The organism is Micromonospora echinospora, assembly GCF_014203425.1.
Classification (GTDB): Bacteria; Actinomycetota; Actinomycetes; order Mycobacteriales; family Micromonosporaceae; genus Micromonospora; species Micromonospora echinospora_A.
The window spans coordinates 6,555,787-6,569,609 of sequence record NZ_JACHJC010000001.1 but is presented as its reverse complement, the minus strand read 5'-3'; the positions used below and the strand labels follow the sequence as shown (position 1 = coordinate 6,569,609).

General features: G+C 73.7%; 14 protein-coding genes. 6 read left to right on the top strand and 8 right to left on the bottom strand.

Going from position 1 to position 13,823, the window contains the following annotated elements; all coding sequences use genetic code 11:
- Nucleotides 1–12 precede the first annotated feature (12 nt).
- From FHU28_RS29535 to sodN, 3 genes are read right to left on the bottom strand one after another with little or no spacing between them, the layout of a single operon-like run.
- Nucleotides 13–420, bottom strand: coding sequence for an ATP-binding protein (locus tag FHU28_RS29535; protein WP_184688213.1), 408 nt, complete (start codon nt 418–420; stop codon nt 13–15).
- A gap of 32 nt (nt 421–452) precedes the next feature.
- Entirely contained in the window at nt 453–977 is a 525-nt protein-coding gene (locus tag FHU28_RS29530) for a GNAT family N-acetyltransferase (protein ID WP_184688211.1), read from the bottom strand.
- On the bottom strand, nt 974–1,378 hold the full coding sequence (sodN, locus tag FHU28_RS29525) for a superoxide dismutase, Ni (protein WP_073828737.1): 405 nt from the start codon (nt 1,376–1,378) through the stop codon (nt 974–976). Before sodN ends, FHU28_RS29530 begins: the two co-directional genes overlap by 4 nt.
- Nucleotides 1,379–1,456: 78 nt before the next feature.
- On the opposite strand from sodN, the gene FHU28_RS29520 reads away from it, so the two are divergent.
- The 3 genes from FHU28_RS29520 (at nt 1,457) to FHU28_RS29510 (ending at nt 4,166) form a co-directional block, all read left to right on the top strand.
- Complete coding sequence (locus tag FHU28_RS29520; RefSeq protein ID WP_184688208.1) at nt 1,457–1,795, top strand: S24 family peptidase; 339 nt, start codon at nt 1,457–1,459, stop codon at nt 1,793–1,795.
- A gap of 156 nt (nt 1,796–1,951) precedes the next feature.
- Nucleotides 1,952–3,127, top strand: a complete 1,176-nt coding sequence (locus FHU28_RS29515; protein WP_184688206.1) for an NAD(P)-dependent malic enzyme — start codon at nt 1,952–1,954, stop codon at nt 3,125–3,127.
- Between the two features lie 85 nt (nt 3,128–3,212).
- Nucleotides 3,213–4,166: a zinc-binding dehydrogenase gene (locus tag FHU28_RS29510; protein ID WP_184688204.1), complete on the top strand. Its 954-nt coding sequence runs from the start codon at nt 3,213–3,215 to the stop codon at nt 4,164–4,166.
- Nucleotides 4,167–4,327: 161 nt separating this feature from the next.
- On the opposite strand, the gene FHU28_RS29505 is transcribed toward FHU28_RS29510, so the two are convergent.
- The 3 genes from FHU28_RS29505 to FHU28_RS33160 form a co-directional block, all read right to left on the bottom strand.
- A complete protein-coding gene (locus FHU28_RS29505) occupies nt 4,328–5,293 on the bottom strand; it encodes an alpha/beta hydrolase family protein (protein WP_184688202.1) in 966 nt (321 codons plus the stop codon).
- 41 nt (nt 5,294–5,334) lie between these two features.
- Nucleotides 5,335–5,868: a nucleotidyltransferase domain-containing protein gene (locus FHU28_RS29500; RefSeq protein WP_184688201.1), complete on the bottom strand. Its 534-nt coding sequence runs from the start codon at nt 5,866–5,868 to the stop codon at nt 5,335–5,337.
- A gap of 118 nt (nt 5,869–5,986) precedes the next feature.
- Entirely contained in the window at nt 5,987–7,138 is a 1,152-nt protein-coding gene (locus FHU28_RS33160; RefSeq protein WP_184688199.1) for an alpha/beta hydrolase family protein, read from the bottom strand.
- A 181-nt stretch (nt 7,139–7,319) separates the two neighbouring features.
- Here FHU28_RS33160 and FHU28_RS29490 point away from each other — a divergent pair, with 181 nt between their 5' ends.
- Nucleotides 7,320–7,493 carry a hypothetical protein gene (locus FHU28_RS29490; RefSeq protein ID WP_166457193.1) on the top strand — a complete coding sequence of 58 codons (174 nt, stop codon included), beginning with the start codon at nt 7,320–7,322 and terminating at the stop codon, nt 7,491–7,493.
- 188 nt (nt 7,494–7,681) lie between these two features.
- On the opposite strand, the gene FHU28_RS29485 is transcribed toward FHU28_RS29490, so the two are convergent.
- Nucleotides 7,682–8,797 (bottom strand): acetate/propionate family kinase, encoded by a 1,116-nt coding sequence (locus FHU28_RS29485; protein WP_184688196.1) that lies wholly within the window; start codon nt 8,795–8,797, stop codon nt 7,682–7,684.
- Complete coding sequence (gene pta, locus FHU28_RS29480) at nt 8,794–10,869, bottom strand: phosphate acetyltransferase (RefSeq protein WP_184688194.1); 2,076 nt, start codon at nt 10,867–10,869, stop codon at nt 8,794–8,796. Before pta ends, FHU28_RS29485 begins: the two co-directional genes overlap by 4 nt.
- 93 nt (nt 10,870–10,962) lie before the next feature.
- Between pta and FHU28_RS29475 the strand changes: the two genes are divergently transcribed.
- Nucleotides 10,963–11,481 (top strand): hypothetical protein, encoded by a 519-nt coding sequence (locus FHU28_RS29475; RefSeq protein ID WP_184688192.1) that lies wholly within the window; start codon nt 10,963–10,965, stop codon nt 11,479–11,481.
- The gene (locus FHU28_RS29470; protein ID WP_184688190.1) at nt 11,474–13,810 is read left to right on the top strand and encodes a bifunctional polysaccharide deacetylase/glycosyltransferase family 2 protein; all 2,337 of its coding nucleotides are present in this window, start codon (nt 11,474–11,476) and stop codon (nt 13,808–13,810) included. The genes FHU28_RS29475 and FHU28_RS29470 overlap by 8 nt, the downstream gene beginning before the upstream one ends.
- Nucleotides 13,811–13,823: the final 13 nt, after the last annotated feature.

The window sequence follows — 13,823 nt, the reverse complement described above, 5'->3', positions numbered from 1 at the left end:
GGCCGCGACCGGTCAGTAGCCGCCGGCGCGGCGGGTCAGCAGCGAGATGGTGGCCCGGCCGTCCGTCGCGTGGGCGTCGGCCCCGGTGGTCAGCGCGGTGAGCACCTTCCAGGCGAACGACGACTCCGACGGCAACGTCGCGCCCCGGACCGTCGGCACCGTCACCTCGACGGAGAGCGCGTCCTCGGTGACCGCGAAGCGGCACTCCAGCTCGGCGTCGCGGGTGGCGATGGCGAGCAGCATGGCGCACGCCTCGTCGACAGCGATGCGCAGGTCCTCGATCTCGTCGAGGGCGAACTGGAGCCGGGCCGCGAGGCCGGCCGTGGCGGTACGGAGCACGCCGAGGTAACCACCGTCGGCGGGCACGGTGAGATGGACGACGTCATCGTCAGTCGTCGGGTGCCCGGTCAGTTGAGTCACGGCTCCTCCCCCTGGTGCGGGACTCTACCCGGTCAGGGGGCCGGCCGCGTGGGCGCGGCCGTCGCGTGCGTGGCGAGCTCGCGCAACGCCGGCCCGGCCAGGCGGTACGGGGTCCACTCGTCCATCGGGGTGGCGCCGATCGCGGCGTAGAAGCGGGCCGCCGGGTTCCAGTTGATCATCCACCACTCCAGCCGCTGGTACCCGCGCTCGACACAGATCGCGGCGAGGGTGGCGAGCAGCATCCGGCCCGCGCCGGTGCCCCGGGCGGCCGGGCGGACGTACAGGTCCTCCAGGTAGATGCCGTGCACGCCGGCCCAGGTGGAGAAGTTGAGGAACCAGAGCGCGAAGCCGACCGGCTGGTCCGCCGCGTCGACGGCCACGTGACCGAAGAGCGCCGGCGACGCCCCGAACAGGGCCGCGTCGAGTTGCTCGGTGGTGAGGTGACACTGCTCCGGGGCGCGCTCGTACTCGGCGAGTTCGTGCACCATGGCGACGACGGCCGGTACGTCCTCGGGACGTACCGGCCGGATCGTCAACGTGTCGTCGGGCGACGTCACGCCTGCTTGGTCTCCCAGAAGATCTTCGAGATCTCGTCGATCTTCGCCAGCAACTCGTCGGCCTTGGCCGGGTCGGTGCCGCCCTTGGCGCCGGCGGCGCCGGCCAGCTTGGTGGCCTCGTTGAACAGCTGGTGCAGGTGCGGGTACTTCTCGAAGTGCTGCGGCTTGAAGTAGTCGGTCCAGAGCACCCACAGGTGGTGCTTGACCAGGTCCGCCCGCTGCTCCTTGATCAGGATGGCGCGGGTACGGAACTCCGGGTCGGTGTTGGCCTGGTACTTCTCGCAGATCATTTTGACCGACTCGGCCTCGATCCGGGCCTGGGCCGGGTCGTATACGCCGCAGGGCAGGTCGCAGTGAGCGCTGGCCGTCACCCGGGGCGTGAGGATGCGGGGAAGGCGCATCAGGGTCCTCCATGGGTTGTTTGCGATGATCCAAGACGACATTACTCCTGGAGACGCCCTCGGGGGCTGGGAGGTGACATGGCGCCCACCGGCGAATCTCCGGTACTGCGTGGCCCGCTGGCGCCGGTGCTGGTGACCGGCCCGTCCATGTCCCCGACGCTGCGTCACGGCGACGCGGTGCTGGTCCGCACCGGCGGCCGGGCGGTGCGCCCCGGGGACGTGGTCGTCGCGGTCTTCCGCAGCCGTCCCGACCTGCTCGTCGTCAAGCGCGCGGTGGAGCCGCGCGACGGCGGCTGGTGGTTGCGCGGCGACAACGAGTTCGTCACCGACGACTCCCGGGCGTACGGGGTGGCCGACGTCCGGGGCCGCGTGGTGGCCCGCTGGTGGCCACGACCCGGACGGGTACGGCGCAGGTAGGTGAGGGGGCGATATGACCCCGCTCACATCCTGAGGGCCGGAGCGTGACTATGCTCGGAAAGTGCCCGGGTGACCCCCGCACCGCCACGCCGCCGGTCGCTGACCACCGCTGACCGCGCCGGCCGGTCCGTCTGCTCGACAGATCCTGGAGTCACCATGTCTTCGTCCACCCCGGACCCCGCCGATCCCGTCTTCCGCCTGCACGTCGGCGGCAAGATGGCAGTCACCTCCACCGTGCCGCTGACCAGCCGCGAGGACCTCTCCCTCGCGTACACCCCGGGGGTTGCCCGGGTGTGTGAGGCGATCGCCGCCGACCCCGCGCTCGTCGACATCTACACCTGGGTGTCGCACACCGTCGCGGTGGTCACCGACGGCTCCGCCGTACTCGGTCTGGGCAACATCGGCCCGCGCGCCGCGCTGCCCGTGATGGAGGGCAAGGCGGTGCTGTTCAAGCAGTTCGCCGGCGTCGACGCGGTACCGGTCTGCCTGGACACGCAGGACGTGGACGAGATCGTCGCGACGGTCAAGGCGCTCGCGCCCTCGTTCGGCGGGATCAACCTGGAGGACATCAGCGCGCCGCGCTGCTTCGAGGTGGAGCGGCGGCTCGACGAGGCGCTGGACATCCCGGTCTTCCACGACGACCAGCACGGCACCGCGATCGTGGTGCTCGCCGCGCTGCGCAACGCCGCGACGCTGCTCAACCGCAAGCTCGGCGACCTGCGGGTGGCCGTCAGCGGCGCGGGTGCGGCCGGCGTCGCGGTGACCAAGATGCTGATCGCCGGCGGCGTCGACCCGGCCCGGGTGGTGGTGTGCGACTCGCGCGGCATCATCGGCCGGCACCGTGAGCTGACCGGCACCAAGGCCGAGCTTGCCGAACTCACCAACGCCGAGGGCCGGCAGGGCGACGTCACCGAGGCGCTGCGCGGCGCGGACGTGCTCATCGGCGTCTCCGGCGGCCAGATCCCCGAGGCGGCGGTGGCCGGGATGGCCCCCGGCGGCATCGTGTTCGCGCTCGCCAACCCCACCCCGGAGGTGCACCCCGAGGTGGCTGCCCGGCACGTGGCGGTGGTCGCCACCGGGCGCAGCGACTACCCGAACCAGATCAACAACGTGCTCGCGTTCCCGGGCGTGTTCCGGGGCGCGCTGGACGCCGGGGCCACACGGATCACCGACTCGATGAAGGTGGCAGCCGCCGACGCCATCGCCGGCGTGGTGGCCGAGTCGCTGACCGCCGACGCGATCGTGCCCTCGCCGCTGGACCCGCGGGTCGCGCCGGCGGTGGCCGAAGCGGTCGCCGAGGCCGCCCGCCGCGACGGCGTCGCCCGCCGCTGAGATGTAAGGAAGGGGCCCTTCCTAACGCCTCCGGTAGAGGAAGGGCCCCTTCTTAACTGCTGCTCAGCTTGTTACCGTGCCGATCATGCGTGCTGCCTTCGCCTCGGCCTTCGACACCGACAACCCGCTTGCCGCGCTCGCCGTCGGCGACCGTCCCGAGCCGACCCACCCACAGGACGACTGGGTCACCGTGCGGGTCCGGGCCAGCTCGCTCAACCACCACGACCTCTGGTCGCTGCGTGGCGTGGGCCTGACCGCCGACCAGCTCCCGATGATCCTCGGCTGCGACGCGGTCGGCACCGACCCGGACGGCAACGAGGTCGTCATCTACCCGGTGGTGCCCACTCCGGGCGACCCCCGCGGGGTCTCCATCCTCTCCGAGCACTACCAGGGCACGTTCGCCGAGCTGGTCGCCGTACCCCGGGTGAACCTCCTGCCGCTGCCCGACGGCCTGTCGGCCACCGACGCGGCGTGCCTGCCCACGGCCTGGCTCACCGCCTGGCGGATGCTCACCACCAAGGGCCGGGTCGCCGACGGCGAGTCGGTGCTGGTCCAGGGCGCCGGCGGTGGCGTGGCCACCGCGGCGGTCGCGCTCGGCGTCGCGCTCGGCAAGCGGGTGTACGCGACCAGCCGCGACGCCGCCAAGCGGGAGCGGATCGCCGAGCTGGGCGCGACCGCGCTGGAGCCCGGCGCGCGGCTGCCGGAACGGGTCGACGTGGTGATCGAGACGGTCGGCGCGGCCACCTTCGACCACTCGCTGAAGTCGGCCGCCCCGATGGCGCGGATCGTGGTCTCCGGCGCCACCTCCGGCCACGAGCCGAAGGTCAACCTGCGCCGGGTCTTCGCCATGCAGCTGGAGATCCTCGGCACCTCGATGGGCACCCCGGACGAGCTGACCGAACTGCTCGCGTTCTGCGCCGAGCACGAGGTGCGGCCGGTGGTCGACCGGGTGGTGCCGTTCGGCGAGATCACCGAGGCGTTCGCGCGGCTGCACTCCGGCGACGTCTTCGGCAAGGTGGTCGTCGACCACACCGCCTGAGGCGTACGGCGCCGGCGGCGCGACGGCGCCGGCGGTGCCGATGGCGCGGGGCGGCGCGGATCGCGCGGGCGGCGCGGATCGCGCGGGCGGCGCGGATCGCGCGGATGGCGTGTAAAGAAGGGGCCCCTTCTCTACCGGAGGCGTTAATAAGGGGCCCTTCCTTACAGCCGGTCGTCGAGCGTGGCCACGCCGCCCTTGGCGGCGCCGGCGGGGAGGCGCTCCTTCGCCGCCGGGTCGCCGTAGAGCGTCCAGCGGAGGAACTCCACGGTCGTGTCCGCGACCACGCCCAGCGCCTTGCCGTCGCCGAGCAGGGCCCGGCCGTGGTCGCCCTTCGGCAGGCTGAGCATCGCCTTCGGCCACGGCACCGCGTCGAAGACGGCCTTGCCGGCGGCGTACGACACCACCTCGTCGGCCTCGCCGTGCACGAACAACTGCGGCGCGACGGTGCCGGCGAACGCGGTACCCACGCCGAGCGCGGTGCCGGAGAAGACGATGCCCGCGTCCAGCCGCGCGTCCCGGCCCGCGGTGAACAGGCCGATCGTGGTCACGCCACCGGCGCTGTGCCCGGTCGCGGCCACCCGCTCCGGGTCCAGCCGGCCGCGCAGCGGATCGCCCGCCTTCTCACCGAGCGCGAGCACCCGGGTCAGCACGTACGACACGTCGGCCGGCTGGTTGAGCACGTCCAGCGCGTTGCCGTCGGTGCCCCGGGACGTGTGCGGGAAACGTGGCGCGGCGACCACGAAACCGGCCGCCGCCCAGCGCGTGAGCAGCACCTGGTAGTCCTCGGGCCGGGCGGTCAGCCCGTGGCTGAACAGCACCACCGGGAACCGCCCGTCGGCCGCCGGGGCGGAGCGCTCGGCCGCGCGACCGGCCGCGCCCGCCGCCGGGTACCAGAGCGTCACCGGCAACGGCCGGTTGCCGTCCCGGTTCAGCTTCACCTGGCGTACGCCGACCGCGAAGCTTTCCGTGGGAGCCTTGCCGGCGGGTACGCGCGGGGTCGCCGTGGCGCTGGTCGGTGAGGTGTCGGGAGCGGGCCGCCCGGCCGGGGCGGCGGGCTGCCCCGAGCAGCCGGCGAGGGCGGCGCCGAGCACGGCGGCGGTAACGAAAACGACGGGACGACGGCGCATGAACTCGATTGTGCCTCGCGATCGCCTGTGACCCGGCCCGGTCAGCCCGTCGGGTGGTCGCACGCCGATGCCCGGAGCCGGGCCAGGTCGGCGGCGTCCTTGGCACGGCGGGGCCGCTCCGGCATCCAGACCGGGAACATCTCCTTGAACTCGATCTGCGCGGCGATGCTGATCACCGGCGCCGCGAGCGGGCCGATCCGGCCGGGTGGTGCGGTCAGCATGCCCTCGGGCAGGACGGTGCCCGCCCACGGTCCGGCGCCCACGACGACCCGGCCCGCCGCGTCCCGGTCGAGGTACGCGAAGCTCAGCTCGACGTCGTCCCGGAGCAGGTCGAGCTGGAGCGTCGCCGGCATCCGGGGGTCGGGCCGCCAGTCGAGCGCGCCGAGGCGGTCGGCCAGCAGGTCGGCGTCCCGCCGCCAGCAGTACCAGTCGACGTCGACGTGCGGGCGGCTCACCGCGCCGAGGTGGAAGTCCATCGCCCAGCCGCCACGCAGCCAGACGTCGATCCCGGCCGCTCCGGCCACCTCCACCACCTCACGGATGGCGCCCAGTTGCCGCTCTTCCAGCCCGTCCACGCCCGCACCCTACCCACCCCCGCCCTGGGTCACGTCGATCATGAAGTTGGCGGCATCTGCTGTCCGGTTCGTCGCCGTCAACCTCATGATCGTTGGCGCTGGGCCGGGCGGGGTGCGGTCAGGCGGGGAGGGAGCGGGTCGTGAAGGTGGTGCCGGGGGCTGTCGCGTCGGCGGGGAGGCGGCGCAGCGCTGCCCGGTCGGCGTAGAGCGTCCAGCGCAGGAAGTCGGTGGTGGTGGCGAGCACCTGGGCGAAGCCGGACCGGCCCGGTGTCAGGTACTCGCCGTGGCCCTGACCGCGCAGGCTCAGGAAGGCGGCCGGGCCGAGACAGCGGGCGTACGCGGCCCGGCCGATCGACTCCGGCACGATCCGGTCGGCGCTGCCGTGCACGAACAGCATCGGCACGAGCGGCCGGGAGAAGCCGGCGACCATCCGGCCACCGGCGATCACGATCCCGGCCCGCAACGGGGACGGTTGCCCGGAGGCGAACATGCCGAGGCTGGTGTGACCGCCGGCCGAGTGCCCGGCGGCGGCGAACCGGTCCACGGCCAGGTGCGCGCCGAGCGGGTCGCCAGGGCGGGTGCCCAGGCGGACCAGGTGACGGACCAGCCGCCAGGCGTCGGCCGGCTGGTTGCGTACGTCGTCGCGGGTGTAGTGGCGGGCGCGCAGGTTCGTACGCGGGTACGTGGGTGCGACCACCACGAACCCGGCAGCCGCCCAGCGGCTGGTCAGCGCGGCGTGCAGCGCGGGCAGGCTGCGCAGCCCGTGGCTGTAGAGGACCACCGGGAACCGGCCCGCCGCGAACGGCGCGCCAGGCCGCACCCGTGGCCCGTCCTGCATCCCAGCGTCTGCGCCGGACGGCCCGGCGGCGCGGCCCGGCGAGGTGGCGGAGCCACGTGCGCTGATGGAGCCGGGTGGCGCGGCGGCGGGGGAGCCGGGTGGCGCGGCAGGATTGGGCGTGGCGGGAGAGCTGGGCGCGGTGGTCCGGCCGGGCGTGGAGGCGGAGATCGGCGCGGTGGCGCGGGCCGGCCCGGCGGGACCCGTGGACGCAGACGGAGCGGCCGGCGCGGGCAGGTCGGCCGGGTACCAGACGGTGACCGGCAGCGGCCGGGCGCTGTCCGGGTCGAGCGTGAACTGCCGCATTCCCACCGCGTACTGGCGCTCGGGGGCGGGCCGGACACCGGCCGGGACGGCATCGGTCGTGGCGACGGCCTGGCCGCAGCCGGCCAGCAGCGCCGTCATCAGCGCGGCCACCAGCCGCTGCCACCTCACACCTGCACGGTAGGCAGCCGAGCGGTCGGCCCGCGCCCGCCGTCCGGATCGGCTGCCACCGCCACCCGGCCGGGCGACACCTCCACCGGCCGGGCGGGTTTGCTCGGGCCGGGTGAGCCGGATGTCTTGCTCCGGCCCGGCGGGGCGGCCGGGTCCGGCCGGCTTCGCTAGGGTCACCCGCATGGCTGAGAACTACACCGACCCGAGTGGCAACACAGCGCAGTTCCGCGCGTTCGTCGATTCGCCCGAGCCGGCCGCGTCGGCGTCGGCGCCGTCCCGGGTACCGCTGATCGCCGGTGTGGCCGTCGCCGTCGTCGTGGTGGTCGCCCTGGTCGCCTGGATCGCCCTGGGCTGACCCGCCCGCCGCACGCCGGCAGCGGCAGGGGCGGCGTCGGGCGCACCGGTATCACGCCACCTCCCCGAGGTGGCGGCACTTGAGGCGCCGCGGTCACGCCACTTCGCCGTGGTGGCGGCATCGGCGGCACCGGACCACGCCACCTCCCCGAGGTGGCGGCATCTAAGGCACCGTCGCCCAGAACGCGATCAGGCCGTGCCGAGCACCTCGCGGGTCTCGCGGGCGATCTCCCGCTCCTCGTCGGTGCCCACCACCAGCACCGCCACCTCCGCGCCGTCCGGCGAGACGATCCGGTCGCCGTGGCCGTCGTTGCGCGCCGGGTCGACGGCGATGCCGAGCCGGTCCAGCCCGGCCAGCGCCGTCGCCCGTACCGGCGCGGCGTGCTCGCCGACCCCGGCGGTGAACGCGATCGCGTCGACCCGGCCGAGCAGCGCGTAGTACGCGCCGACGTAGCCGGTGATGCGCCGGCAGTAGACGTCGAACGCCAGCGTCGCGTCCGGGTCACCGGCGTCGCGGCGGGCCAGCACCTCGCGCATGTCGTTGGCGCCGGTCAGCCCGAGCAGACCGCTGCGGTGGTTGAGCAGGTCGTCGATGTCGTCGACGCCCATGCCGCCCTCGCGGCGCAGGTGGAAGATGACTGTCGGGTCGAGGTCGCCGCTTCGGGTGCCCATCACCAGGCCCTCCAGCGGTGACATGCCCATCGAGGTGGCCACGCTGCGGCCACCCTGGACCGCGCACGCGCTCGCCCCGTTGCCGAGGTGCAGGGTGATGGTGTTCAGCTCGTCGTACGGGCGGTCGAGGAGGTCGGCGACGCGACGCGAGACGTACGCGTGCGAGGTGCCGTGGAAGCCGTACCGGCGGACGCCGTACCGCTCGGCGGTGGTCTTGTCGATCGCGTACGTCGCGGCGGCCTCGGGCAGCGTGTGGTGGAACGCGGTGTCGAAGACCGCCACCTGCGGGGTGTCCGGCAGCGCCTCCAGCGCGACCCGGATGCCGGCGAGGTTGGCCGGGTTGTGCAGCGGGGCCAGCGGCACCAGGTCCTCGATGGCGGTGACGACCGCGTCGTCGATGCGTACCGGCTCGCTGAACTTCCGCCCGCCGTGCACCACCCGGTGACCGACGCCGGCCAGCCCGGTCAGGTCGAGGCGGCCGATGATCTCCCGGACCGCGCTCTCGTGGTCGGCCGGCCCGCCTCCGGGTTCGCCGATCCGCTCGACTGTGCCCTTGTCCAGGACGTCGTCGCCGTCGTACAGCCGGTACTTGACGGACGAGGATCCGCTGTTGAGGACCAGGATGCGGCTCATTCCGACGCCTCCGCGGCGGCCTGGATGGCGGTGATCGCCACCGTGTTGACGATGTCCGGCACGGTGGCGCCCCGGGAGAGGTCGTTCACCGGCCGGTTCAGGCCCTGCATGACCGGCCCGACCGCCACCGCCCCGGCCGAGCGCTGCACCGCCTTGTACGTGTTGTTGCCGGTGTTCAGGTCCGGGAAGATGAACACGGTGGCCCGCCCGGCGACCGGGCTGTCCGGCAGTTTGGTGGCCGCCACCTGCGGGTCGATCGCCGCGTCGTACTGGATCGGGCCCTCGACGAGCAGGTCGGGCCGGCGTTCCCGGACCAGCTTGGTGGCCGCGGCGACCTTCTCCACGTCGGCGCCGGCGCCGGAGCTGCCGGTGGAGTACGACAGCATCGCCACCCGCGGCTCAATGCCGAACCGGGCCGCGGTGTCGGCCGACGAGATGGCGATGTCGGCGAGCTGGTCGGCGTCCGGGTCGGGGTTGACGGCGCAGTCGCCGTACACGAGCACCCGGTCGGCGAGCAGCATGAAGAAGACGCTGGAGGCGACCGAGACGCCCGGCACGGTCCGGATGATCTCGAATGCCGGGCGGATGGTGGCGGCTGTGGTGTGGGTGGCGCCGGAGACCATGCCGTCGGCGTGGCCGGTCTGCACCATCATCGTGCCGAAGTAGTTGGCCTGCGCCACGATGTCGTGCGCCAGCTCCACGGTTACGCCGCGGTGGGCGCGCAACTGCGCGTACGCCTGCGCGAACTCGTCCCGCCACGGGCTGGTCGCCGGGTCGACCACCTGGGCGTCGCCGAGGTCCACGCCCAGTTCCCGGGTGCGGCGGGCGATCTCGTCCGGGCGGCCGAGCAGGGTGATCTCGGCGACGCCCCGGCGCATCAGCACCTCGGTCGCGCGCAGGATCCGCTCGTCGGCGCCCTCGGGCAGTACGAGCCGGCGGCGCTGGGCGCGGGCCCGGTCGATCAGGTCGTTCTCGAACATCAGCGGGGTGACCCGTGCGGAACGGCTGACGCGCAGCCGGCGGGCCAGGTCGTCGGTGTCCACGCAGCGTTCGAACGCGCCGAGCGCGGCCTCGACCTTGCGCGGGTTGGCGGTGCTGGGGCGGCCCTCGATGCGGCTGGACGCGGACACCGTGTCGTAGCTGTCGCTGGGCACCGACAGCACGGGCAGCCCGGTGTTCATCCGCTCGACCAGCCGCATGGCGCGCGGGTCGGGCTGTTCGCCGAGCGTGAGCACCAGCCCGGCCAGCGACACCTGCCCGGCGACGTGCGCGGCGCCGGCGGCCACCAGCAGGTCGGCGCGGTCACCCGGGGTGATCACCAGCGCCCCGTCGGTGAGGTGGTCCAGCAGCGTCGGCACGTGCGCCGCGCCGACCACGTAGTCGAGCACGTCGCGGTCGAGCGCGGTCTCGTCGCCGGTGAGCACCGTGCCGTGCAGCGCCGCCGCCACCTCGGCCACCGTCGGCGCCGACACGGTCGGCACCTCCGGGATCGCGTACGCGGGCACCGGCAGCTCGGGCAGCGTCATCGGCTGCGGCACGCGGTTGGCCAGCGCCGCGATCACCGTCGCGCCGAGGTCGACCAGATCGTGGTACGCGCCGCGCAGCGCCGCCGCGATCGCCTCCGGCTCCTGCGCGAACCCGTCCACCACGGGCACCACGACGCTGCCGAACTCGGTCGCGAGCCGGGCGTTGAAGGCCAGCTCGCGCGGGCCGGTGCCGTCGCCGTAGGCGAAGTCGCTGCCCACCACCACTATCGCCGGGCAGCGGCGTTCGACCTCCCGGTAGCGGGTGACGATCCGGGAGATCAGTTCCTCCCGGCGGCCGTCCGCGACGAGCGCGGTCGCCTCGGCGTACGTGGCGCCGTACAGCTCGTCGACCGGCAGTTCCATCCGGTAGCGCTCGGTGAGCAGGGCCAGGATCGGGTCGGTGCCGTCACCGGCGACGAGCGGCCGGAACGCGCCGATCCGTTCCACCTGCCGGGACAACAGCTCGGCCAGCCCGAGCGCCACTGTCGATTTTCCCCCGCCCGAGCCGACGCCGGTGAGGTACACGCTGCGAGCCACGGCACCCAACCTACAAGATCGAGGTCGGTGCTGTCCGTTCTGCCTGGTCAGCACGGCTAGCCGGTGGAGAAGGTGGGAATTTCTCGCATCTACACTTGGCTGGTGGAAGGCCCGACCGCACTGATTCCTGTCGTACCGGAATCGCCCCCCGTCTTCGTCGACCCGAGCGGGCGGCGACGCCGGCGGCTGCGCCGTCTCGCCTACTGCGCCGGCGCGGCGGGCGTGATCTACACGGTCATGGTCGGAGCCAGCTTCGCCGGAGGGCCGATCACCCCGGACACCGTCATTCCGTTCGTCGAGCCGACCAGCGAGCAGCGGCTACCGTCGCCGAACCCGTCGGACGCGCCCGCGGTGACCCTTCCCACGCCGGACACGCCCACCGACATCCGTACCGCTCCGGCGCGGGCGCCGGCCACCTCCGTCGCCCCCGCCACCACGGTCTCGCCGAGCCCTCGGTCTCAACGGCCGACCCGGCCCGCCCCGACCGCGCCCCGGCCCGTCCAGACGCCGGCCACCACCGCGCCGCCCACCGCCCCCACCGCCGCGGTGCCGCCGCCCGTGGTCGACCCGCCGCCCGCCGTCGACCCGCCAGCCGAACCCGCCGCGCCCGCCGATGAGTGACCAGGCGCCCGCCCGTCCGAACCCGCCGACGAGCGAGCAGCCCACAGTCACGCTGGACGCCCGTCGTGTGCGGGCCGCCCGCCGGCACCGGGCCGGGCGGCAGCCGGACGACGCGCCCACAGTCGTGCTGGACGTCCGGCAGATCCCCGGAGCGCCGCAGATCCCCGGCCCGCGCCGGTCCCGCGGCCGGCGTCTCCTGCCCCGGCCGAGCTGGGCCCTGGTCGCCATGGTCGTGGTCGTCCTGGGCGGCCTGCTGGTCGTCGAGGCGTACACGAACGCCGCGTTCGTACCGGACAACCGGGTGACGCCCGGCAGCCAGCGGGAGGTTCCCAGCTCGGTGGTCGGGGGCGGCCCGATCGTCAACGTCGGCGCGGAGGGCCGGACCCAGTCGCACCGCCTGCCGCCGCGCACCGTGGCGCTTACCTTCGACGACGGACCCGACCCGCGGTGGACGCCGGAGGTGCTGCGCGTCCTGGACAAGTACCAGGTCAAGGGCACCTTCTTCGTCGTCGGCTCGCAGGTCGTCCGCAACCCGGAGGTGACCCGCCGGCTGGTGGCCGAGGGGCACGAGCTGGGCGTCCACACGTTCACCCATCCCGACCTCGCAGCGCTGCCGGAGTGGCGGCGCGAACTGGAGTACGCGCAGACGCAGCTCGCCATCGCCAGCACCACAGGTGTCCGGCCGTCGCTGCTGCGTTTCCCGTACTCGTCCCGGGCGGACGCCTACACCGACCGGGACTGGCCGATGCTGCGGCAGGCGGGCGAACTGGGCTACCTCACGGTCGTCAACGACGTCGACAGCCGGGACTGGGAGCTGCCCCCGGTCGAGGAGATGATCGCGAACGCCACGCCGGACGGGACGGCCGGCATCGTCGCGCTCTGGCACGACTCGGGCGGCGACCGGTCCAGCACGGTGGCCGCGCTGGACCGCTACATCCCGCCGATGCTGGAACGCGGCTACCGCTTCACCACCGTCAGCGAGGGACTCAACCAGACGTTCGCGGCCGCGGGTGTGTCCGGCCCGGTGGGCGGGCACACGGCGGCCTCGCTCGACGAGCGGTTGCGGGGCCACGTCCTGGTCGGCGCGGTACGGGTGGCCGACGGCATGTTCGGGGTGCTCGGCGTCTTCTTCGTGCTCGTCGGGGTGCTCACCGTCGGCCGGTCGCTGCTGCTGTTCGTCCTGGCCACAAGGCACGCGCGCCGGCGCCGTCGCCGTGACTGGTCGTGGGGCCCGCCGGTCACCGAACCGGTCTCGGTGATCGTGCCCGCGTACAACGAGCGGGAGGGCATCGCCGCGGCCGTGCGCTCGCTGGCCTGCGGCGACCACCCCGGCGGCATCGAGGTGGTGGTGGTCGACGACGGCTCGACCGACGGCACCGCCGACATCGTCGCGGCGCTGGGGCTGCCGAACGTCCGGGTCGTCCGCAAGCCCAACGGCGGCAAGCCGAGCGCGCTCAACACCGGCGTCGCGCTGGCCCGGCACGACCTGATCGTCATGGTCGACGGCGACACGATCTTCGAGCCGGAATCGGTCCGCCGGCTGGTCCAGCCCTTCGCCGACCCCCGGGTCGGCGTGGTCGCCGGCAACGTCAAGGTCGGCAACCGTCGCGGCCTGATCGCCAAGTGGCAGCACATCGAGTACGTCATCGGCTTCAACCTCGACCGCCGCCTCTACGAGACGCTGCGCTGCATGCCCACCGTCCCCGGCGCGATCGGCGCGTTCCGGCGGCAGGCGTTGGAGCAGGTGGGCGGCATGACCGACGACACGCTCGCCGAGGACACCGACGTCACCATCGCCGTCGGCCGCGCCGGCTGGCACATCGTGTACGAGGAGAGCGCCCGAGCGTGGACCGAGGCGCCGACCACGATCGGCCAGTTGTGGAAGCAGCGGTACCGGTGGAGCTACGGCACCATGCAGGCGATGTGGAAGCACCGGCGCTCGGTGATCGAGAGCGGTCCGTCCGGCCGGTTCGGCCGCCGGTGCCTGTCGTTCCTCACGCTGTTCGGCGTGCTGCTGCCGCTGGCCGCCCCGGTGATCGACCTGCTCGCCATCTACGGGCTGATCTTCCTGGACCGCAGCGACACGGTGGTGGCCTGGCTGGTCATGCTCGCGCTTCAGTTCGTCACGGCGGTGCTGGCCTTCCGGCTGGACCGGGAGAAGCTCGGCGTGCTCTGGGTGCTGCCGTTGCAGCAGTTCGTCTACCGGCAGGTGATGTACCTGGTGCTGCTCCAGGCCGTCGGCACCGCGCTGACCGGGGGCCGGCTGGGCTGGCAGAAGCTGCGCCGTACCGGGAACCTCCAGGTCGCCGGGCGGGGCGCGACCGGCTGAGGCCGGGCCGCGA

Coding starts and splice junctions, on each gene's coding strand:
- sodN (WP_073828737.1), bottom strand. CDS start 1,378: ATGCGCCTTCCCCGCATCCTCACGCCCCGGGTGACGGCCAGCGCTCAC.
- FHU28_RS29510 (WP_184688204.1), top strand. CDS start 3,213: ATGCGTGCTGCCTTCGCCTCGGCCTTCGACACCGACAACCCGCTTGCC.
- FHU28_RS29505 (WP_184688202.1), bottom strand. CDS start 5,293: ATGCGCCGTCGTCCCGTCGTTTTCGTTACCGCCGCCGTGCTCGGCGCC.
- FHU28_RS29520 (WP_184688208.1), top strand. CDS start 1,457: ATGGCGCCCACCGGCGAATCTCCGGTACTGCGTGGCCCGCTGGCGCCG.
- FHU28_RS29485 (WP_184688196.1), bottom strand. CDS start 8,797: ATGAGCCGCATCCTGGTCCTCAACAGCGGATCCTCGTCCGTCAAGTAC.
- FHU28_RS29470 (WP_184688190.1), top strand. CDS start 11,474: ATGAGTGACCAGGCGCCCGCCCGTCCGAACCCGCCGACGAGCGAGCAG.
- FHU28_RS29490 (WP_166457193.1), top strand. CDS start 7,320: ATGGCTGAGAACTACACCGACCCGAGTGGCAACACAGCGCAGTTCCGC.
- FHU28_RS29515 (WP_184688206.1), top strand. CDS start 1,952: ATGTCTTCGTCCACCCCGGACCCCGCCGATCCCGTCTTCCGCCTGCAC.